Here is a 22,424-nt window from a genome sequence, read left to right on the forward strand (position 1 = left end):
CTGCTTGTAAATATAAAAAGCCGGCTTTCTAATTACGTTGACAATCCTGAGCATCCCGTTGTACCTATTTTCAAAATGTCCAAATTGAACAAACAAATTTAGGTGAGATTTCAAGAAATTGCATCATAAAATTAATCGTATCGTTTATGAGCAATCAAACCCAGTTAGACCGCTTCAAGGCTGTGACCGATTTTCTTCGCGACAGGTTTAAAGACGACATCACGGCTAAGGATGTTGAGGAAATAGCCTATTATTCTTACCGGAATATCAACCGGATTTTTCGTGCTTTACAACATGAAACCATCGGACAATATATCAAAAGGCTGAAGTTGGAAAAAGCTGCCGAGTATTTGAAATATTCGGATGCCGCTATTTCCGATATTGCTTTGGATATCGGGTACAGTGATATTGCTGCTTTTAGCAAAGCGTTTAAAAACCAATTCCAATGTTCTCCTTTAGCATTCCGGGAGGTACAACACCTGAAACTGGAAATTACACAAAAAGCATCCGGTACGGCGACATTGTTCCAAACTCCTGAGCTTCCCTTTGAAATAGAAGAACTTCCGGTTTTGGAGGTTTTATACCTTGAGTACCAAGGAGCGTATGAAAATTTAAAAGGAATACAAGACACCTGGAATCAATTGATAGCCTATGCTCACCAACAGGGGCTTCTGACTGCTGATACTCTCTACCTGGCGGAGATTTTAGACGATGATGAAATCACGGATTCTTTGAATTGCCGGTTGAATACCGCTATTGTATTAGAGAAACCACTATCGTTTCCCTTGGAAGGTTTTTTCAAAACCAAACCAATCGAATCGCAGAAGTATGTCAAATTTGTGCATAAAGGAAGCCATGAAACATGTATGGATACCTATGATTCCATCTATGCCCAATGGATGGTGCATGTACAAAAGGAATTTGCAGACAAACCTATTTTGGAGTTTTATGTAAACGATGAAGCCGATACCCCGAAAGAGGAACTGCTCACCGAAATTCATATCCCGATTCTGGCGTAAACAAAGGGCAATATTCCTAATTCCTTCAATCCCTCATTCCTTCTATCCAACAATCCTTAAAAGATGAAAACCGAAGAATTGTTTCAATTGTTCAAGACCTCGGAGTTGCTTGAACTTGTAGCCTTGATATTTATCGTCAACCTAGGCATTACTTTTATCGAAATATTATTGGATTTTTTCACGAGTAAAGTGCGCAGGTGGAAAGATACCGGAGCGAATATTGTCATTTTTATGATGGGGCAACTGCTCGAAAAAACGGCATTCGGCTCTATCGGACTCGTTTGCCTTTTGCCCTTCTATCTATTGGTCCCTTGGGAAATTCCGATGACTTGGTGGACTTGGCTCTTGGGCTTGCTGGCCGCAGACTTTACGTATTATTGGATGCACCGGCTGGAACACGAACACCGGATTTTGTGGGCCAACCACAGTGTACACCACTCCTCCGAAGACTATAACCTAACGGTAGGCTTCCGGCTGAGTATAATTGAAAGTGCCATCGAGTGGGTCTTTCTGGTACCCATGATATTGGCCGGATTCAATCCCTTTCAGGCGGTTTTGTGCTTGGTGTTTGTTGCACAGTATCAGCATTGGATTCATACGGAAAAAGTCCGTAAACTGGGTTGGCTGGATGAAGTCTTCAATACGCCTTCCGTCCACCGGGTACACCATGGATCTAATGAAAAGTATTTGGACAAAAACTACGGAGGTATTCTGATCTTGTGGGACAAACTTTTCGGTACCTTCCAACGGGAAGAAGAAAAGGTAGTGTATGGCCTGACCAAAAACATCCGTACCAACAATCCCATCAAAATTAACTTTATCGAATACCGGCATATCTGGCGGGATGTCTGTCAGTGTACGAACTGGAAAGACCGGTTTAAAATGATCTTTGGAGCTTTAACCTGGCGACCGGAGTATTTTCAACAAAAAGAAGAAGAAAGGATAAATTTAGGAAACTACAAGAGATGTGAGTGATTACTATGCCCTGAAAAATTATAGTTTGCCACCTTTATCTTAAGATATTGAACGCTAAATCATATATTTAATGCCCGCCCCAGGGCTAATTAGCGTTAGCTTTGAATAAATGTATCTTATAAAAATGAATAAAAAAGAAAGAATAACATTAGCGCATACTTCTTTGAAAGGCGTTTCGATCGGAGATGCTTTTGGTGATAGTTTTTTCGGAGAAACGGATCAAGTACTTGCCTGCATTCAAAATAGAAAAATTCCGGAAACCTCTTGGGAGTTTACAGATGATACAGTGATGGCTTTGGCAGTTTTTGAGCAGTTGGAACAAAATGGAGAGATAAATCAAGATGATTTGGCACTTCAGTTTTCTGTGAATCATATAAAGGATCCTAACAGAGGGTATGGAGCAACAGCTAGAAGAATTTTGAGGAAAATAGAAAAGGGTGAGTATTGGAAAGAGACAGCCCAAAATGTATTTGATGGAATGGGTTCAATGGGAAATGGAGCTTCTATGAGAGTGAGTCCAATTGGAGCTTATTACTATGACGAACTAGAGAAGGTGAAGGAACAGGCAACTTATTCTGCTGTAATTACACATGCCAATCAAGAAGGAATTGCAGGTGCAATGGCAGTGGCCATTGGTGCTGCTTTGGCAACGCAATCGAAAGTAGAAGGACGGATAATGTCTCCGAATGAATTCATAAGTAATGTTGTGAATGAACTTCCAGATACAGATACTAGGGCGAAAATTCAAAAATCACTGACGATTTCAAAAGACTATCATATTAGTACCATTGAAACGATATTAGGAAACGGGATCAATGTTATAGCGCAAGACACGATTCCCTTTTCCATCTGGTGTGCGGCACACCATCTCTATAATTATGAAGAAGCATTGTGGAAGGCTGTTTCGATTTTAGGGGATCGGGATACTATTTGTGCTATAGTAGGAGGAATTACGATTCTATCTTCTCTGGAAGAAAAAATACCTTTGACTTGGTTGAGATCCGTAGAGGATTTCGATAAAAGCATCTTTAGAAACAAAAAAACTGCTTTCCCAAAGTGATAAATACTCTAGCATATCGTATAGGTAAATGGAAGTTTTTCATGGAGTATTTTTTAATAAATCACTCTTGTGTGCGAAGGATATCATCCATCATGGGGAATGTGAGATTCTTTTTTGTAACTAATAAATGGAATTCTGACATTTTTCCGGATAATTGATTCGTTTCTATCGTCTTTATTTCTTCTTATAAGCCAATCCGTTAGGGAGTATAGCGGGTTAAAAGTGCTGGGCTTTTATAAAAACTAAAGGTTAAAGATTTTGTAAGGCAAGGGCTGAGATATTTGGTATTGGTAAAAGATGACTACTTTTGGGGCTTTTAAAGCAATTGAAAATTCTGAAGAATACCATCAACGGTATGATCAGATAGCACAAACCCTAAACGTATGAAAAGACTTTTTCTCTTACTTTTGTTTTTATTTCCTTATACCGTTTTACAAGCCCAGCAGCAACTTACAGAGATAACTTATAGGGATGGGAATGGTGGCTCCAGTCCTGAAAACTTTATCGAGTTTAACGGCTTGATGTTTTTTATCGCAAATTCAAAAAGTGAAGGTAAAGAAATATGGGTGAGTGACGGTACCAAAGAGAATACTCAGGTATTAAAAGATGTTTACCCGGGGCCGGAAAGTAGCATTTTCGATTATTTTTTATCAAGCCCTATACTGGAGCAAATTTCAGCTGTGCTAAATAATAAGCTCTATTTTATAGCCAACGATGGGCAAAATGGACCTCAAATTTGGGTGACGGATGGGACGCGACAAGAAACAAAGAGAATTACCAATGTTCCAAATTTTCACCCATCCCGGTTGACGGTAGTGGGTGAAAACCTTTTTATGATTTCAAAAAAAGGTGATTTATTAGAAGTTTGGAAAAGTGATGGGACCAATGATGGGACAGTTTTAGTAAAAGGAGATATACCTAGTAACCGTGTAGCAGTGATTGAATCGAGTGTAAATAATCTTTTTGTCTTTGCTCACTCCATTCCAATGGCGGGCGGTTATAATGTTTGGAGAAGTGATGGGAGTGAAGCAGGTACGTTTCCAATCCTGCAAAATTTACAGGGAAGTGCTAGTGGGCTTAGCCATTTTATTGAATTTCAGAATGAGTTATACTTTGTAGCAAGAAAAAATACTCAAGACTCTAGTTCTTTATTATTTTTAAAAAGTAATGGCCTAAATGCAATAGTGATCAAGGAAGTAAATATAGATCAAGAATGGATTGATTTCGAGGATGTGATAAAGGTGAATAACAAATTATATTTTTCCTTTTATAAGTTTGAAAGCAATCACTTTTTTATATGGGAGTCGGATGGCACCGCACAAGGAACCAGAAAAGTACATGATGAAACAGGAGGTAAGTATTTTATTCCTTCAAATTTAAGTACAGATGGAAACCATTTAATTTTTACTAGTAAGAATATTAATGAAGAAACTGCTCTATTGAGATTGAAACCGGATACATATGAGCTGGAAGAAATTAAGACGTTGGTAACTGATCCTGTAAAACCATACTTTTTCTCTCGGTTTGATATAAATGATATTCAAAAAATTAAACTTGGCTCCTACTTAATCTCCTTTGGCAATTCTCAGGATCAAAAGAAATATTGGAAGACTGATTTTTCCACGGCTAATACCTCCCCAATAACCAATATACCTGTTATCGGTGCTTTTTTCCATTATAAGAATCAAGTGTATTTTTCAGGATATTCAGAAGCGATTGGTTATGAGTTATGGAATGCTAATTTAGATTTTACGAACCCTCAGCTCTTTGCTGATATTAATACATCAAGGTATGGTTTGCAAAAAAACTTCGGACGATTCCAATTTACGGAGTTGAATGATAAACTATTATTTAGTGCGGATGATGGTGTACATGGAAACGAGTTATGGACATACAATAGCTCTACAAATACAAGTCATTTAGTCAAGGATATCTTTATAGGTGAAAACTCTTCAGGTCCTTCAAATTTTATTAGCTATAACAACTCCTTATATTTTACTGCTAATAATGAAAATGGTGCCAGAAGGGTATGGAAAAGTGATGGTACAGAAGCGGGGACAACTATGATAAACGATTTGTCTGTTGGGTTTAACGCCTTTACTCGAAACCACATGACTTTCTTCCAGAATAAAATTTTGTTCATATCAGAACAAGGTGGAAACCATGTACTATTTGCAATAAATGGAGAGAATATAGAGATGATCAAAAACTTTGGTGAATATATTATGAATATCGAAGAGATGGTTGTTTCTGGAAACAAAGTGTTTTTTTATAATCTATCTTCTCAGGGTGGTATTTGGGTAAGTGATGGAACGGAGATGGGTTCTTTTAAAATCAAAGATCTTTATTCTATTAGAGAATTGACGGCTTTCAATGGAAAAGTTTTCTTTTCCGCAGCGAAAGAACAGGGAGGAGAGATAGAGTTATGGCAAAGTGATGGAACGCTGGAAGGAACAAAGATGGTAAAAGATATTGGAATGGGGTATTCCTCCGAGCCTGATGACTTGGTGAGCTTCAATGAAAAGTTGATTTTTACAACATACACAGAAGAAACCGGAAGGGAGTTTTGGGTATCGGACGGAACCGCAGAAAGTACTGTACAATTGATTGATATTAACCCTGGAAGAAAGGCATCTGTATTAACTAAGGATTATAATATCATTACCTCTCTCTATCGTCCCAAAGTTGTCGTAGGGTATACAGAGTTAAACGGGTTCTTGTATTTTACAGCCAATGACGGGGTACACGGTACCGAGCTTTGGAGAACAGACGGGACGCCTGCCGGAACTACTTTGGTGAGTGATATAAACGAGGGGGCTTATGGTTCGATTCCCAGGGATTTGACAAGCCATGAGGGAAAACTCTATTTTAGTGCCTATACGGAAGAAAGTGGCGTGGAGCTTTGGATATCGGAAGGAACTGATGCAACCACCCTCCAACTGTATGATGTCATCCGTGGGCCTGAAAGTTCTCTCCCCTCACATATATCCTTTATCAATGACGAGATATACTTTATTGCCGAAACGGAAAATCACGGAAGGCAACTTTGGAAGGGGGGAGAAGATAGTGTGACAGGGATAGAAGACTGGTTGGAAGATGATGGGCTGAAAGTCTATCCGAACCCGACCTCTGAGTACCTAATGTTTGAACATAGTGACTGGCGAATTCAACAGGTGAAAATAGTGAATATGCAAGGGCAAACCTTGTCTGTCCAACCGGATGCCACCAACAAAATCTATGTGGGTAACCTACCGTCCGGTATGTATTTGTTGATTGCCGAAGCAGACGATCAAAAGCTGGTCAAGAAGTTTATTAAGGAGTAGCTTAATATGCTGTTTGGTGAATTGAATCACTAGGGTAAAACCCGGAAAAGAACATGTTCAGGCATGTTCTTTTCCTTTTTAAATACAATTGAAATGCTTTTACCTTATTTTTGCCCCTGTTAATTTGTACCTTCATGATTGAAAAATGATCAAGGTGATTAAATCCGGATTTTGGAAATCAACAGGTGGAAACCCTTTTTGGATCAAGGTGATTGAAAACAATGTTTTCGGGTTGGGCATGAATAATGTTTCCCAAGAGTATACTCTTGGGGAAAAATGGTGCCATGTAGGGAAGGGCGAAATCCAGGATATGTTTTTATATCTGGAGTGGTCGGATATTCCCGGTGGAACCGATGAACTAAACGGGAAAATTAAGGTTGAAACCCTCAACGAGACAAGGATGAAAGTGGTGGAAGATTCCGGGAGCCTTGGTTTGTCCACCTGGAATCGGGTCAGCAATAAAAAGGACTTTGCAGACTGTCTGATGTCCGAAAATCAAGAAATCAATGGATAAGGTTTTTTGTGTTATTTTAAATATTATTCAAACTATTGTTCATATTCCATATTGGAATTTAATTGGATCAAATGGAAATCAATGCACAATTGAAGCGAATTAAAATCAAACTTTCAGAGTTAAAGCAACTTGACAAAAAGTTTGAAATTTTTGGGGCGTTTGACCACAAATATCAATTTAACCTTCCTAAGACAGAGGCGGAATTGACGGAGTTTGAAAGCAAGTATGGCATTGTATTGCCCTCTGGCTACCGGGAGTTTTTAAAAGAAATCGGCAATGGCGGGGCCGGGCCTTATTATGGACTGGAACCACTTGAAAACAGTATTTTCGCAGACCTGGATCATATGGATGAGAAAGATGTTCTCAATCCGTCCAAGCCGTTTTTGTTAGAGGATGCTTGGAATCTGGATTTTGAGGAAGCTACCGAAGAAGAAATTCTGCAAGCCGAAGAAAAGTATTTTGATAACCAATGGGTAAATGGCTTGTTGAGAATATCGAATTATGGTTGCGGGGTTTCTCTCAATATTGTGGTGAACGGTGCGGATTATGGTAATATCTGGGTGGACGACCGTGTCAACGGAGGAGGCATTTACCCGGACTCTTTTTTTGACCAGGAAGACAAAACTAACTTTTTGGAATGGTACGAGCTTTGGCTGGATCAGTCGATTTATGAGCTGAAAAATTAGTTGTAAAAAAAGAAACAGAAATAATAGAAGGCTATTTACAAATTGTACTGTAAATAGCCTTTGGTTTTATTGTTTGGCAATGAAAAGGGGGGAGCGTGAAAATAGTCCATATATATGGATGGCATTGATGTATATTCATAATTTGTATAATATAACATAATATTCAGTTAAAGGAAGGGAGTGGAAAGATATCCATCTTTGTACATGGATATATTAGTTTCAGTGGCCTCTTTTCAGGCTTTTGTGTCTTTTTTGTTGTTGACCACACATAAAAGTAAAAGCACTTTCGACCGGATACTGGTTTACTTTCTGATGTTGATGATGGCACATCTCGGTACGAAGTTTTTCGTTTTGGTGATTTTGCAAAACGAATACATCTTTCATCATTTGGTGACCGGCTTTGGTTTTGCTTACGGTCCTTTTGCCTTTTTAGCTACTAAAAAATTAATGGAAAAGTCTGTTAAGAAGTATGAGGCTTTTTTGCATTTTGCTCCCTTCTTTATTATTTCACTTTTGTACTTATGGGTAGTAATGGACATAGATCCTCATCACCCAACAGGTTTGACATGGGTGTATACCCGGCATATTCCCTCATTAGAGATGTTCTCCTTTACTGCCTATAATTTGTTCAGTTTGTACTTACTCTATTCTTTCCATCAGAAAAGCAACACGGACCAATTGCAAAAACAATTGATGATATTGATCTGTAGTTTATTGTTGTTGTTGGTATTGTCAGGGTTTGGGTTGCACCATCTGACGGTGCATATTTTTCAAGGCGTTTCAGTGCTTAATGTCCGCATTGCCCCCTACAGTATATTGCTTTTGATTTCGATTCTTATTATTCATTATAAATTCAAGGTTATCACTTTGAAAGAAGAGAAGCCCGTTGTTTCTGAAGAAGTGATAAAGAAATATGAAAAATCCGGTTTGCAAGCCACTGATATAAACAAATATCAACGCCAACTGGATAAGCATATGTTATTCAATAAACCCTACCTGGATTCGGAGCTTACCCTTTCGGAATTGGCAGAGCAACTAGCAATGCCGCGTCACCACCTTACTCAATTATTGAGCAGCCGGTATCAGCAAAGTTTTTATCAGTTTATCAACGAGTACCGGATCAAGGAAGCTACTGAAATTATGAAAGCTCAAAAAATGAATGGAAACTTCCTGAACCTGGCACATGAAGTGGGCTTTAATTCCAAATCCTCTTTCAATAATTATTTTAAAAAAATTACTGGAAAGACCCCATCTGATTTTAAAAATCAATTGAATAGTTAAGCGTCTAAAAAGTAACCAAATTGACAGGGTAGTTGTAGTTCTCTGTTTCTTCTCATAAAAAGCAATTCTTTTCGGAGAATAAGGAAATTTAACGTGTAGATAATAAATATTTAAAACTTTTAAGTATATGGTTTTCAGTTAGTTGTTTTTGTGATAGGTTTTTCCCTGCTGAGCAGGACAGGGGAAATGTAGTCGCCATCCGGGAACGACTATTATTTGTGAATTCTCTGTTTGATTTGCACGAATCATCAAATTTCAACTTATCATGAACAAACGTTTCATCAGAGCCGGTAAATTAAAAAAGGCTTTATTTCCGGGCTTGTATCATGCTTTGCCAGAGGCTCAGGTAGGGCAGCAGTTAGCATTCACCGGTAATTGTTCACACCTGAAAAACGGCTATTCAAATCACATTTGATAGCATTAAAAAAAAAGTATTTGATCTAAGTATTCTTCGTCTGTTTTTTCGTATCAATTGAATTGTTATAAAATGATATAGGAAAATGTATATATGATTTCTACAATCCATAAAAACAATGGGTTTGAGAGAACAAGTCAGAGAGATATTTGAAGTAGAATCAGACGGTTAAATTATTTATTTGACAACCACAAAAGTAAAATCTTCAAACATGCAGTTTTCATTTGCAAAAGAAATAGTAGGCGTTTTCTTATTAGGATTGTTATTTACAGCTTGTAGCACCCCACAACTGGTAGTAGAGGATGTTTCTTTACCCACTGATCTTAAAATCAACCAATTACAAGTATTGGGGACGCATAATAGTTATGCCCAACCTGTAGACACTGCGGTTTTAAATTATATTGACCCTATTTTCGAAAAAATGATGGGGCAGTATTTTGCCAATCAGCCGGAAACTATAAAGGCAAAGTATAAGGAATACCACCCCAATGAGGTAAAAATGAGTGAGGGGTTAGCGTACAATCATCCGGATTTTGAAGCGCAGTTGAATGCCGGAATGCGGTCTTTGGAAATAGATGTGTATCACGACCCTACGGGAAATCGCTTTAACCGGCCGGCGGCTTATGAAGTGTTAAAACAAATGGGGAAGACGGATTTGCTGCCGTTTGACAGTACGGGCTTGGACAAACCGGGGTTCAAAGTGCTTCATATGGCTGATATTGATTTTCGAACCCATTATACAACCTTTGAAAAAGCCTTACTCGCATTAAAGGATTGGTCAAATGCACATCCTCAGCATAGTCCCATTTTTATCATGATAGAGGCCAAAGACAGTGGGATTCCGGTTTTTCGGGTTCGGCTGAAGTATTGCCTTTTACAAAGCAGGCTTTCGGTGAATTGGATGAAGCGGTTTTATCTATGTTGGGAAGGGAGAAAGTGATTACACCGGATGATGTCAGAGGGGAATACTCCACTTTGGAAGAAGCAATATTGGCGCATAATTGGCCTGCTTTGTCTGAGTCATTAGGCAAGTTTGTGTTTATGCTTTTGCCTTCTACTGCGGGAATATCCGAAGATGACCGTTACATTGAAGACCATCCGTCTTTAAAAGGAAGAGCGATGTTTGTACAGTCGGAGCCCGGTGCGCCTCATGCTGCTTTTTTATTATTTGATAATTCCATCCTGAGGAAAGAAGAGATCAAAGCGGCCGTCCGGAAAGGGTATTTGGTTCGCTCCCGGGCGGATATTGAAACCTATGAAGCAAAAGTAAATGATATGACCCGTGCTCGTGCAGCTTTTGAAAGTGGGGCTCAAGTCATTTCTACGGATTTTTTCAAACCGGGCAACCGCTATGGAACGGACTATTTTGTCAAAATGCCTAATGAAAAACCTTTGAGAATAAACCCTGTGAATGGCCAAAAGTAAAGTGATTCATTCTTGTAAATACATAGGTTGCTGGTTGTCAGATCCGTCTGACAACCAGCAATGATTCATAATGCAATGCCCCTGTATTGACAAATCATCAGAACGTTCACTTCTGCCTTTGGCTTTCACCGTTATTTTTAAACCTTGAAAACTAAAGAAAAATGAAACATGCACTCATCTCAGTTATTGCCATAGTTCAAATGCTTGTCATCAATCGCTGTAATGACAGCATTCGGGAATCACCGGAACCGGCAGAGAAGAACGTTGTAGTCGATTACAGACAGGAAATGAGAAAATTTGTGACGGACCTGGGGGCTTATGCCAGAAGTTATAACCCCAATTTTTTGATTGTGCCTCAAAACGGACAAGAACTTGTGACGAATACCGGGGAGGGGGACGGAACACCTCAAACGACCTACTTACAAGCCATTGATGCTACCGGAAGGGAAGATATGTTTTATGGATATTACAACAAAGACGATGTGAGAACCCCCAAAGAAGATGAAGAATATTTGCTTGACTTATGTTTGGTGTGTGAGCAATTTGATGTGGAAGTTCTGGCTACGGATTATTGTTATACACCAAGTAAAATGGATGACTCTTATCAATTGAATGAGCAATACGGCTTTATTTCTTTTGCCGCTGACGAACGGAACCTGAATCAGATTCCACGTTACCCTGCAAAACCTTACCATGAAAACAGCGACAATATTACGCATATTTCACAAGCCAAAAACTTCCTTTATCTGATCAATAGCGAACACTTTACCACCAAACAGGATTTTATCAGTGCCGTTTCTTCGACCAACTACGATGTGGTCATTATGGACCTGTTTCACTTTGGGGTGGCTTATACAAATGCTGAGATTGAGCAGTTAAAAACCAAACAAAACGGAGGGAGCCGCTTGGTGTTGGGGTATTTAAGTATAGGAGAAGCTGAAGATTATCGCTATTATTGGAATGATGAATGGAAAACCAATAAGCCCGGATGGCTGGAGCCTGAAAATCCTGATTGGGAAGGCAATTACAAAGTGAAGTATTGGTATCCGGACTGGCAAAAGATCATTTTCGGTAATGAGGAATCATACTTGAAGCAAATCGTAAATGCAGGATTTGACGGGGCATATCTCGACATCGTGGATGGCTTTGAGTATTTTGAAGAAATGTGATTTTTCTGAATATAAGTTTAAAAGGAGGGTGGCTGAAGTTAGAACGAGCTTCTCTCAAATTATAAACCGGTTCCCTTCAACGTTACTCCATCTTCCGCTTTCTTTGTAAACTGTAGAGGAGGCCTTTGAAGGGTTTGTTTTTCCAATGAAAGATGAGTATGAGTAAGATCAATGAATATGATTTAGGGCATTTACAAAAAGTACTGTCAGGTTCCGAAAGGGGCGAACGGTATATATACCTACCTTTGAATAATGCCGAATATACGATTCAAGAACCTTACAGAAGTACCTATTACGGTATCGGGTTGGTGCATCAAGGAGAAGTAAACTTATATACCGGGCTTACTAAAAACCATATTTCCGGACCTTCAATAGTCGTGATGGGGCCTAGTTTGATCAAAAGGTGGGAGTTGATGCAAAAGGGTTTTCAGTCAGAGTCCTTGCTCTTTCTTCCGGAGTTTTTACAAGAGCGTTTTGCGGATGTTTCCTTCCTGAATTCTTTTCCGTTCTTTACCTGTGGAGGTAAATTTATTTCGTCTTTAACAGAAGCTCAATTTGATAATTTTAAGGTGCTGTTCGGACTCATCCGGAAAAAAGCAATTCAAACTTCCCTGTATGATGTGGAGGCGATTAGAGGCTATACCTATAGTATGATTAATGAGCTGGCCGCTTTGTATGATCAGGTGCATCAAGAAACTCAAACGGTGCATCCTTTAGAGAAAAAATTCAAACAGGCCCTTTTCAAGTACTTTAAAAAAGAAAGGTCAGTGAATTTTTATGCGGACATGCTACATGTACACCCCAAACATTTGACGCAAACGATAAAAGCGGTGACTGGGAATACCGTAAGTGAATGGATTCATAACCTGGTGATCCTAGAGGCAAAAGTTGCCTTACAAGATCAAACGGTTACGGTTGCAGAATTGGCACATGCGCTAAATTTTCCCGATCAAAGCACCTTTGGGAAGTTTTTTAAAAAATACAGTGGCCTTAGTCCCACAGCCTACCGGACGCATCTTACCTTTTGACCAAGTATACTATCTTTCAGCCCTTTATTTTGCTTTAGCGGGTAGCTAGCTTTGTGTTATCATTCAACGGTTTAATTATGAAGAAGATAACACTTTGTATTGCCATGGCCCTCTTCTTGGCGAACGTAGCCATGGCCCAAAAAACGCTTAATCATCAAACCCCAAAAGGCACAATAACAATGGAAAACTTACTAAAATACCGGTCAGAATTTGATAATCTGGGTAAAATATACCCTGCTTCGAAAAAGGTGAGGCAAGAAAAGGTACTTCTGCATGAGATCACTTGCTATTGGTTCAGGCCTGTTCAGCCTATTCAGGATAAGATAGCCATCTATTTACACGGAGGGTCTTTTGCCTTGGGCTCAATTAACTCTCATCGTGCTTTGGTCAGTAATATGGCAGAACAATTGAACATGTCCATTCTCTTTGTAGAGTATGGATTGGCTCCTGAAAATCCCTATCCTCAAGGAATTTTGGATGCAAAGCAAGTATACGGTTCAATACAAAAATCATATTCGGACAAAGAGATTATCCTGATAGGGGATAGTGCCGGAGGTGGGATTGCTATCAGCTTGTTAGACGAATTGAAAAATACAGGTTTCCCGGCACCGGAAAAGCTTGTGTTGATTTCACCTTGGGTGGATATTGCCTGTAGTCATCCGTCCATTACGGGCAATGCATCCATTGACCCGATACTCAGCCGGGATGAATTATTGAAATTTACAAACTTGTATGCGGCTAGTGAAGGGGTAGCCCGGGCAAACCCTTTACGGGTGGTTCATAATATTTCATTTCCTTCAACTTTGATTATGGCCGGGACCAACGAGATTTTATTGGATGATAGTAAAGTTTTATATCAAGCTCTCAAAGAGAAAAAAGCAGCAGTAAAATTACATATTTATGAAGAGCAAACACATGTTTGGCTGTTAACGGATTTCTCTTCTGACGCAGCTTTAAAATCGATTGAAGATTTAAAAGCATTTGTGCTGAGTAAGTAGAAATTAGCAGTGGAATTTCAATGAATAAAGCCTTTCAAGTTGACAGTACTTGGAGGGCTTTTTAGAGCGTGAAAAAGAAATCTATTAGCTAAAAAAGGGTAGTTGTATGGTGAGAGTAGAATGTATGAAAATTAAAAAAGGCTCTACAATTTGCAGAGCCATTTTTACTATTAAACCAAATAATCCTTGAATTATGTGATAAATATAAACTATTTAATTCATACAATACAACTTCTCATAGAGATTGTAAAAAGCTTGAAGAAGGGTAAAAATGGATGTTAATTTTCAAATAATTGAATTATTTATAGTTTTGTAAGAAATGGAGATTGGCGTAAATATTTGATAATGAATGATTTGTTTGTTTGTTTTTTGTTGTATTGATTGGACTGGTTTATAAAATATTATGTAATATTTACACTGAAAAACAATTTTTTTAAATTCTTAATTAACGTTAATGCGGAAGGGTGGGGTGTAATTAATAGGGCAAGCGTGGATTTTCACACTAGATGGAAAAAAAATAAGTATGTAAGATTTTGAGATGTATTGTGGTAGTTTTTCAATATCATCTTTTTGCTGGGGTTTTACATATAAAAATTGTCTTTTCAAGTGAGTCAAATGATCGTGAGTTTTAGGAAATGATTCAACTTTTGAATATTGTCAGGGCTGCCGAATACATACAATAAATCATCTTGTTTGATTTGCGTTTCCGGGTGAATATTTGTGATAAACTTACTGCCTCGCTTGATGGCCAAAACGGTAATACCATAGTGCGTTCTGAGGCCGGATTCATACACGGACTTTCCGATAATCTTATTGGGTCCTTGTTGTACAGGCAAAGTGGCTATTTCAATATCAGGGATGTGTAAAGGAAAAACAGAGGAATTTTGGCTTAAGCCACTGATATTTCGCAGCATATCGTAATTATCCGACCGGATATGATTAATAAATCCCTGAATTTCATTGTCAGGAACCAGGTATTGTCGAAGCACACGGGTAAAAATCTCGATGGAGGTTTCAAATTCTTCCGGAATGACTTCATCCGCCCCCTGTCTCAAATACTGTTCGATATCGCGAAGGTAGCGTGTCCTGACGATGATATAAGCGGTGTCCGTAAATTGCCGGATGCGGTTCACAATAGCCTGAGTGGTATCAGAATCCGAAATGGCAATCACTACCACCCGGGCTTTATGGATAAACACATGTTTGAGGATGGTTTCATCGGCTGCATCCCCAAAAATCACATTTTCATCCCGGAGTTTGGCTTTGCGGATTTTACCGGGGTCCAATTCAATGATGATATATGGAATTTGTGCTTGTTTGGCAGCTTTGGCTACATTTTCTCCATTGATTCCATAGCCTACGATTACCAGATGGTCGTGCAAGTCGGCATGGGCTTGAGCGGCTTCTACTTTTGCCTTTGTATAAGTAGAGAGCCGTTCTCTAACGGTTTTCGGCAATGGGGCTTTGATCAGGAAATCGGCAATCCGGGAGCTGTAGTTCATCATAAAGGGTGTGGCTCCCATCGAAATAATGGAAATGGCAAGAAAGTATTGATAAGTACTTTCGGGAATCAGTCCGTATTGCATCCCCGTGGCAGAGAGTAGGAAAGCAAATTCTCCAATTTGAAACACGCTAAATGCCGTTTGAAAGATAGTGCGGGGAGGGTAGCCCAAAATAAATACGGCAATAGCGGCAATGCTTCCTTTGAGGAAAATTGCGGCAAAGGCCAATAAATGAATGACGGCAATGTGCTGAATGAAAAACTTCAAATCCAACAGCATTCCCACAGAGACAAAAAAGAAGCTGATGAAAATTTCCCGGAATGGCAGAATGTTGGCCGTGGCCTGATGGCTATAGTCCGATTCGGAGATGATCAATCCGGCAAAAAACGCTCCCAAAGCCAAGGAAAGCCCTACGCTGGCAGTAAACCAGGCCGTGGCAAAGCATAAGCCCACCACCGTAATAATAAACAGTTCCCGGCTTTTGGAAGTGACAACCAAATGTAAAATAGCCGGAACGAAATAACGGGCCATAAGGATTACCACAGCAATAAAAGCAGTGACTTTGGCTAACATGATTAACAGTGTTTCCAGGGCGTTGTCCGTGTGCCCGGAAAGCAAGGGGGTAAAGAGCATCATCGGTACTACGATAAGATCTTGAAAAATCAAGATGGCAACCGCGATGCGGCCATGAGGAGAGGTGATTTCCCCTCGCTCTTGCAAGAGCTTCAGTACAATGGCAGTACTACTTAATGAAAGCAGAAAGCCCATAAAAATAGCTTCTTTGAGCGAAAGTCCCATCAGTTTGGCACAGACAGCCGTTGTGAGAATGGTACCTCCTACTTGTAGTAAACCGCCCCAAAAGACGGTGTTTTTGATGGAAGAAAGCCCTTTGAGGGAGAACTCGATGCCTATGACAAAAAGCAGGAAGATAACACCGATTTCCGAAAGTAATTCCACTTCATGGACACCTTTGATCAGGCTAAGTCCGTGGGGGCCGGCAATAATACCTGTTAATAAAAAACCCATGATAGCCGGAATCTTCAATTTCTGGAAGACCAGTATGATGAGCACTGATAGTCCAAGGATAATGACAATGTCTTGTAATAAGTGGAATTCCATAAATTGCTATCGTTAAATTGTTGCTATGAAATTACTCAGCAATACAAAAGTTAGCAAACCTTTATTTGGATTCGTGAGGGAAGCCGCCAGTAAATTAATCCTTTGACGGGAGATAACTATCTGGAAATAATGTGCTTGAAGTATGATTGCCGGCATTTATTAAAAAAGGATTAGAAAAGAACTATACTTGTTTGAAAAGGTTGGGGTACTCTATCACAAACCCTTCAGCGTCTGTTGAGATTTCCGATTCAAAATTGGTGTCAAAGTTTTTGTAAAAATATTTCCCTTCGTCAAGTTTGGTATATTCTTGCCGCATGATCTGAAGGGAGGCTTTAGGGTAGGCAATATAGATTACCCGGATTTCTTTTTTCTCTCCTGTTTCTAACTGAAGGTGCCGTATTGGCAATGTATTGGTGAAAGGGGTTAGCCGGAAGTCAATGTATTCACAGTTTTCGAATGCTGGTTCTTGGGCTGAGCGGATTACCCGTAGTACTTCTCCTTGTGTGTCATGCAGGTAAAACTCCTTCCAAGTCCAATCTTTTTCTAATTGAACCTGGTAGCGAATATCAATACTATCGGCTTGTAAGATCCCCTTAAGCTGTGATTCTACTGAGAAATGATGGGTGTGTTCGGTGATGGTAAGTGTTTCGGCAAGGTCAATGGAAATGCCTTGCCACCGGATTGTTTTGTTCATTTGTATGGTTTGTTTACGAATTGTTTCCGAAAATCAAAGTAGCCTTTCTAAGGCTATTGGGTTTTGTGGATTGTCAAGGCCAACCGTATTTTATAATATTCAACTTGTTCTTTTAAGTAGTCGAAAACAGGTTTTAATTCATTGGGCTCTCCACAAGCATTCCATGCCAAGATGATTTTATCAAACTCATCCTGGGCTAAGTACTGACGCAAAGGAATGTTTTCCCCTTTTTCATATAAATAGGCGAGATGAGAAAATACCGTTACGATATTTAATTGGCGTTTTATCGCAATTTCTTCAGGCGGGTTGCCTTGTTTAAAAAGCTTTAGTGTTTCCAGATAGGTTTTTCCTTTTACTCTGGAGGGGGTGCTTTCGCGGGTGATGTAGTTCTGGATAGCTTCTAAGAATACATCCCCGTAATGCTCCAGTTTGTAACGGCCTACACCCGGTACGTCTTCCATGTCCGATAAAGTGAAAGGACGCTGACTAGCCATTTCTTTCAGTGTATTGTCCGAAAAAATTACATAAGGAGGGACTCCCTGCTCTTCGGCTAATTGTTTTCTCAGTTTGCGTAAAGCGTCAAATAAGCCCTCTTCAAATAGCTGGGTCTTGCTTTTCTGTGGTTTGCGCTCTTCTTGAGAGGCCTTTTTAAACTCTTCCCACTGGCTTAAAGTGACCGTTTTTCCGTTAAACAAAACCTCTTGCGCCAAGAGGGTAGCTTTTAATTTGCTTCCATCGGTGTAATCCACTTCAAAAAGCCCTTGATTGATCATTTGAGTGATAAAGAAGACCCATTCGTTCCGGCTAATATTGCTTCCGGCTCCATAGGTTTTGATCTTATCATATCCTTGTTCGATGATTTCGGAGCGGTGGGAGCCGCGCAATACATCTATCAAAAGATTCATATTGACTTGCTCTTTGAGGCGTTTACAGGCCGAAAGGGCTTTTTGGACAATTACGGTACCGTCAAAGCCCTTGGGAGGATGAGTGCAAATATCACAGCGGCCACAGCTCTCTTCCCGGTGTTCTCCGAAATAGCTTAACACCAGGTTGGTCCGGCAGCTGGTTGCCTGGCAATACTCCATCATCCGGTTGAGTTTGGCCAACTGTACTTGTTTGAAATCATCTTTTGCTTCGCTGTCAACAATAAATTCCCTAAGGATTTTATAATCGGCAAAACTGTAAAAAAGCAAGGTATCTGAAGGAAGGCCATCCCTTCCGGCCCGGCCGATTTCCTGATAATAGCTTTCCAGGTTTTTGGGCAAATTATAATGGATTACCCACCGGATATTGGATTTGTCGATTCCCATTCCGAAGGCAATGGTAGCGCAAATCACTTGAAGTTCGTCCTTTTGGAAATTTTCTTGAATACGGTGTCGTTGCTCACCACTCATTTGCGCATGGTAGTAGGCTGCTTTATAGCCTGCGTTTTGCAACTTTTCAGCCACTTGTTCGGTGGATTTGCGGCTGAGGCAATACACAATCCCCGGTTGTCCGGGCCGGTCTTCCAAATAACGCAAAATGCGTTGGATTCGATTTTGTCCGGGAACCACCCGGCTGTTTAAATTAGTCCGTTCAAAGCTGGATAAAAAGAGCTCGGGGGATTTCAAATCCAGTTGATCGGCAATATCCTTTTGCGTTGCTTTATCTGCCGTGGCTGTCAAAGCCATATGTGGTATGTTCGGAAACAGATTGATCAGTTTGTTGAGCTGGATGTATTCCGGCCGGAAGTCATTTCCCCAAGCGGAAACACAGTGCGCCTCGTCAATAGCCAGTAAGGAGACGGGCTGACGCTGGATGAAATTTAAAAAGCGTTCGGATACGGCCCGTTCGGGAGAAACGTACAACAGTTTGATGTTGCCATTGTTCAGGTCGTGGAAGATCTCTTGCTCTTCGGTACCTCTGAGCGTACTGTTAAAAGAAGCCGCCGGAATACCATTGGCTTTGAGGCTTTCCACTTGATCTTTCATCAAGGCGATCAAAGGAGAGATTACCAAAGCAAACCCATCCAGTAGAAGGGAAGGCAGCTGATAGCAAATGGATTTTCCTCCACCCGTAGGCATAATCACCAAGCTGTCTTTTTTATTTAAGGCATGCTGAATGATTGCTTCTTGTTGCAGTCGAAATTGATCGTATCCGAAGTACTGTTTTAATGTGTCGAGTACTTGCTCTTTGGTAAATATTTGGTCCATATCTCAGGGATCTTTTTCGGTAGTTAAAGGGCTTTTACCAGGGTGTTGGGTCATTATTCAAATGAAAGCGTACTATCCTGGCAGCTGTTGACCGTTATCACAAAATGCTTGAACTTTTCGCAAAGATTGCTAATTTTTTCTACTTATGCTTAATAAAAAAGCATTTGATGGGTATTTCTTTGAAATACAAAGCGAAACTAATGGCTTTTTTTCAGATAAGTGGCTTTATTTTATGGTCGTTTTTGATCTTGTGAATATATTGGTGGGTATTTTCTACTATTTTCCCCTCATGGAACAAGCAAAGTGTGCAAAACAAGAATTCCGCAGGCTTGTTTAGTTCGCAATATTCCATATCCCGTTCAGGTATTGGTACTCACTTCCTTAAGGTGGCTTTTCCTAATTTGTCTTATTGTCAATGATGGCGCTTGATTTGCCGGGGAGTAGGTTTTTCAAGTGAGATAAGACATTAATGTATTGAAGAAGGGAGAGTCTGTTAGTGAAGCCTGTCTTGGAAATCCAAAGATAAAAAAGTAATGAGCATATATTTTGCAAAGTATTGCTCAACTATTTAACATAAGCCTTTTTCTTATTTTGGGGAAAAGACCATTTTACCTTGATTATTATGATGCAACTAATTATATAACAATAGAAACATGCACGGACTTATTTTTCACGAATTAAACAAGTATATTAAAGAAAAAGCTGATTATACTACCCGAAAGCAGATTTGGAAAGATGCCGGAGTAGAAGGTAAAGTTTATTTTGTTACTCAAATCTATCCGGATCAAGAAATTCAGGCCATTGTCAAGGCTTCGGTGAATTTATTAAATATCTCGCAGGAAGAATTACTGGAAGGTTTTGGCAAATTTATCGTGCCCGATCTTTTAAGTGTGTATAAATCTGTAATTCCCTCCCATTGGAAAACACTGGATATTTTGGAGCACACGGAAAATACCATGCATAAATCCGTCCGGTTTAAAGATCCAAATGCCGATCCGCCAAAGCTCATTTGTCAGCGAGTGAATGAAAATGAAGTCATCATTGATTATTCCTCAGAAAGAAGAATGAGTGATTTGGGAGTAGGGATTGCCAAGGGGATTGCAGAATTTTTTCAAGAGACTATTGAAATTACAAAAAAGCAAGTACAGAAAGATGGAAAAGATATTGTCGAGATCAGAATAAAAAAGATAGAGGAATAAGAATCAAAGGATCATTAAGCGTATTCTTTAGAGAAGCTTGCTTGAAAGAGCAGGCTTTTTTTGAAAAAAACTCCCTGCAGAGTTCTGTAAGGTGTTTGAATAAACCCCTTTCAAGTAGGATTTGAGCTGCTCCACAATCTCAACCTTCCCCGGTTAACCTGCTTGTCAGAGACAAACGAGGCCTTGCTTTTACAAGAAAAACAAGGTAGGGCCTGCTTTTAAAAGGAAGCTCACTCGGTTATTTGTTAACTGTTAGGTTTAACAAACAAAATCCAGAATCCGCAGGGAAATATTTTAATCTCTTTGTTCTCGATTTCGGAGTGCAAATATAGTAGGGCAATGTGAATTTGCAAATTCAGAAAAATGAAAGATAGAATTGACTAATTATTTTTATTTTTAAAAAACGAAACCATGAGGATGAGCAGATGAAAAATACAAAACATAATTGTCTCTTTACTCCCGTTCAACCTGCTGTAAGTCAGCATGGAGGAAAAGCGGTTTACTCGGAGATTTTTCCGGATGTCAAATTGCAAGCGTTTATTTATTGTTATTGGCAGTTAAAATCAAATGAACCTTTGGATAAACCCTTTTCGTACCGGGTAGTAGCTGACGGATGCATTGATTTGTTATTTGAGCTACATCACCCTGAAAATAATTTTGTGGCCGGGTTTTCCACTTCATTTTCGGAATATTCCTTGGGTTGTTCCTTTAATTATATGGGTGTGCGTTTTTTGCCGGGGGCCTTTCCTCTTTTATTTAACATCAATGCCTCCGAATTAACCAACCGTTTTGAACATCTGGCCCCGGTAGATCCGTCAATTTCTGCATTCATCCGGAATCGTTTTGAAGAGGCTCTCTCTTTGCAAGCCATCAAAGTACAATTTGATCAATACTTTTTAAACCATTTGGCAAAAGGAAATATCACTGTCGATAAAAGGCTATTTGAAGCAATCAAATTGATTTTGAACAGAAAGGGCATTTTGCATGTGGAAAAAGAGTTGGATACGGGGCTGAGTAGCCGGCAACTTCGCCGGTTGTTCAAGTTTTATATTGGGGATACGGCTAAAACCTTTAGCAAGGTGGTGCGCTTCCAGAGTCTGCTTTCTGCCAAGCCTTCAACGGAAAGTTTGAGGAATAACAAGTTGTTTTTAGATGCCGGGTATTACGATCAAGCTCATTTTATTAAAGAGTTTAAAACCTTTTTCGGGCTTACTCCCTCTCAGGTAAAGGATTGACAGATTGAAGAGAGGAGGGTTGAAGGATTGACTGCACCGGATAAAATGTCCGATTTTTACAAGCTATTCACAGGCCAGGAAAGGAAATTTGTAGTAAATCATTGCATAAATTATGAAAACAAAAATCCTTTTTCTAATGGCTGTTTGTAGCAGCTTGTATAGTTATTCTCAATCCAAAACTATTCACCAAAATCAGACAAGCATGAAATTAAATGCCGGAGTTGTTACCGAAAAACTAGCCGAAAGCAAGGCGTTTTATACCCAAGTCTTAGGCTTTGAAGTGACGTTTGAAAATGAATTTTACCTGTTACTGCATACTCCGAACCGGGGGGCTGCCATCAGTTTTTTATTGCCGAACCATCCTTCTCAACAAGCTTTGTTTCACAAACCTTTTTCCGGTGAAGGAATGTACTTAACCATCGAAGTGGAGGATGTTGATCAACTTTATCAGGAAATTAAAAGTAAGAAGGTAGAGATCAAGATTGACTTGAGGGATGAGCCTTGGGGTGACCGGCATTTTGCCATTCAGGACCCCAATGGTATTGGTATAGACTTGGTCACTTATTCCCCACAGGAAGCCGAAAAATAAT

At 39.6% G+C, this 22,424-nt stretch carries 20 protein-coding genes; 17 read left to right on the top strand and 3 right to left on the bottom strand.

Annotated features, from left to right (window positions below; all coding sequences use genetic code 11):
* Positions 1–146 precede the first annotated feature (146 nt).
* The 13 genes from AAG747_RS24405 to AAG747_RS24465 all read left to right on the top strand — a co-directional run bounded on the left by AAG747_RS24405 (position 147) and on the right by AAG747_RS24465 (position 13,893).
* Positions 147–1,019 (top strand): AraC family transcriptional regulator, encoded by an 873-nt coding sequence (locus AAG747_RS24405; protein WP_346823870.1) that lies wholly within the window; start codon positions 147–149, stop codon positions 1,017–1,019.
* Positions 1,020–1,082: 63 nt separating this feature from the next.
* On the top strand, positions 1,083–1,994 hold the full coding sequence (locus AAG747_RS24410) for a sterol desaturase family protein (RefSeq protein ID WP_346823871.1): 912 nt from the start codon (positions 1,083–1,085) through the stop codon (positions 1,992–1,994).
* Between the two features lie 124 nt (positions 1,995–2,118).
* Positions 2,119–3,054 (top strand): ADP-ribosylglycohydrolase family protein, encoded by a 936-nt coding sequence (locus tag AAG747_RS24415; RefSeq protein WP_346823872.1) that lies wholly within the window; start codon positions 2,119–2,121, stop codon positions 3,052–3,054.
* 383 nt (positions 3,055–3,437) lie between these two features.
* Positions 3,438–6,377 (top strand): ELWxxDGT repeat protein, encoded by a 2,940-nt coding sequence (locus tag AAG747_RS24420; protein ID WP_346823873.1) that lies wholly within the window; start codon positions 3,438–3,440, stop codon positions 6,375–6,377.
* Positions 6,378–6,522: 145 nt separating this feature from the next.
* The gene (locus AAG747_RS24425; RefSeq protein WP_346823874.1) at positions 6,523–6,891 is read left to right on the top strand and encodes a hypothetical protein; all 369 of its coding nucleotides are present in this window, start codon (positions 6,523–6,525) and stop codon (positions 6,889–6,891) included.
* Positions 6,892–6,962: 71 nt separating this feature from the next.
* The gene (locus AAG747_RS24430; RefSeq protein ID WP_346823875.1) at positions 6,963–7,577 is read left to right on the top strand and encodes an SMI1/KNR4 family protein; all 615 of its coding nucleotides are present in this window, start codon (positions 6,963–6,965) and stop codon (positions 7,575–7,577) included.
* Positions 7,578–7,781: 204 nt separating this feature from the next.
* Positions 7,782–8,858 carry a helix-turn-helix domain-containing protein gene (locus AAG747_RS24435; protein WP_346823876.1) on the top strand — a complete coding sequence of 359 codons (1,077 nt, stop codon included), beginning with the start codon at positions 7,782–7,784 and terminating at the stop codon, positions 8,856–8,858.
* A 265-nt stretch (positions 8,859–9,123) separates the two neighbouring features.
* Positions 9,124–9,273 carry a hypothetical protein gene (locus AAG747_RS24440; RefSeq protein WP_346823877.1) on the top strand — a complete coding sequence of 50 codons (150 nt, stop codon included), beginning with the start codon at positions 9,124–9,126 and terminating at the stop codon, positions 9,271–9,273.
* Between the two features lie 211 nt (positions 9,274–9,484).
* The gene (locus AAG747_RS24445) at positions 9,485–10,213 is read left to right on the top strand and encodes a Ca2+-dependent phosphoinositide-specific phospholipase C (RefSeq protein WP_346823878.1); all 729 of its coding nucleotides are present in this window, start codon (positions 9,485–9,487) and stop codon (positions 10,211–10,213) included.
* The gene (locus AAG747_RS24450; RefSeq protein ID WP_346823879.1) at positions 10,192–10,698 is read left to right on the top strand and encodes a Ca2+-dependent phosphoinositide-specific phospholipase C; all 507 of its coding nucleotides are present in this window, start codon (positions 10,192–10,194) and stop codon (positions 10,696–10,698) included. Before AAG747_RS24445 ends, AAG747_RS24450 begins: the two co-directional genes overlap by 22 nt.
* 161 nt (positions 10,699–10,859) lie before the next feature.
* Complete coding sequence (locus AAG747_RS24455; protein WP_346823880.1) at positions 10,860–11,867, top strand: endo alpha-1,4 polygalactosaminidase; 1,008 nt, start codon at positions 10,860–10,862, stop codon at positions 11,865–11,867.
* Positions 11,868–12,025: 158 nt separating this feature from the next.
* Positions 12,026–12,895, top strand: coding sequence for a helix-turn-helix domain-containing protein (locus AAG747_RS24460; RefSeq protein ID WP_346823881.1), 870 nt, complete (start codon positions 12,026–12,028; stop codon positions 12,893–12,895).
* Between the two features lie 77 nt (positions 12,896–12,972).
* Entirely contained in the window at positions 12,973–13,893 is a 921-nt protein-coding gene (locus AAG747_RS24465; protein ID WP_346823882.1) for an alpha/beta hydrolase, read from the top strand.
* A 611-nt stretch (positions 13,894–14,504) separates the two neighbouring features.
* Here AAG747_RS24465 and AAG747_RS24470 read toward each other — a convergent pair.
* The 3 genes from AAG747_RS24470 to recQ all read right to left on the bottom strand — a co-directional run bounded on the left by AAG747_RS24470 (position 14,505) and on the right by recQ (position 19,400).
* Positions 14,505–16,514, bottom strand: coding sequence for a monovalent cation:proton antiporter family protein (locus AAG747_RS24470; RefSeq protein ID WP_346823883.1), 2,010 nt, complete (start codon positions 16,512–16,514; stop codon positions 14,505–14,507).
* 181 nt (positions 16,515–16,695) lie between these two features.
* Positions 16,696–17,208 (bottom strand): putative glycolipid-binding domain-containing protein, encoded by a 513-nt coding sequence (locus AAG747_RS24475; RefSeq protein WP_346823884.1) that lies wholly within the window; start codon positions 17,206–17,208, stop codon positions 16,696–16,698.
* Positions 17,209–17,261: 53 nt separating this feature from the next.
* Positions 17,262–19,400 (bottom strand): DNA helicase RecQ, encoded by a 2,139-nt coding sequence (gene recQ, locus AAG747_RS24480; protein WP_346823885.1) that lies wholly within the window; start codon positions 19,398–19,400, stop codon positions 17,262–17,264.
* 145 nt (positions 19,401–19,545) lie between these two features.
* Here recQ and AAG747_RS24485 point away from each other — a divergent pair, with 145 nt between their 5' ends.
* The 4 genes from AAG747_RS24485 to AAG747_RS24500 all read left to right on the top strand — a co-directional run bounded on the left by AAG747_RS24485 (position 19,546) and on the right by AAG747_RS24500 (position 22,423).
* Entirely contained in the window at positions 19,546–19,737 is a 192-nt protein-coding gene (locus tag AAG747_RS24485; protein WP_346823886.1) for a hypothetical protein, read from the top strand.
* Between the two features lie 316 nt (positions 19,738–20,053).
* Positions 20,054–20,599 carry a heme NO-binding domain-containing protein gene (locus AAG747_RS24490; protein WP_346823887.1) on the top strand — a complete coding sequence of 182 codons (546 nt, stop codon included), beginning with the start codon at positions 20,054–20,056 and terminating at the stop codon, positions 20,597–20,599.
* A gap of 425 nt (positions 20,600–21,024) precedes the next feature.
* Positions 21,025–21,834, top strand: a complete 810-nt coding sequence (locus tag AAG747_RS24495) for an AraC family transcriptional regulator (RefSeq protein WP_346823888.1) — start codon at positions 21,025–21,027, stop codon at positions 21,832–21,834.
* A 112-nt stretch (positions 21,835–21,946) separates the two neighbouring features.
* Positions 21,947–22,423, top strand: coding sequence for a VOC family protein (locus tag AAG747_RS24500; protein WP_346823889.1), 477 nt, complete (start codon positions 21,947–21,949; stop codon positions 22,421–22,423).
* Position 22,424 lies beyond the last annotated feature (1 nt).

The organism is Rapidithrix thailandica, assembly GCF_039710355.1.
GTDB lineage: Bacteria > Bacteroidota > Bacteroidia > Cytophagales > Flammeovirgaceae > Rapidithrix > Rapidithrix thailandica.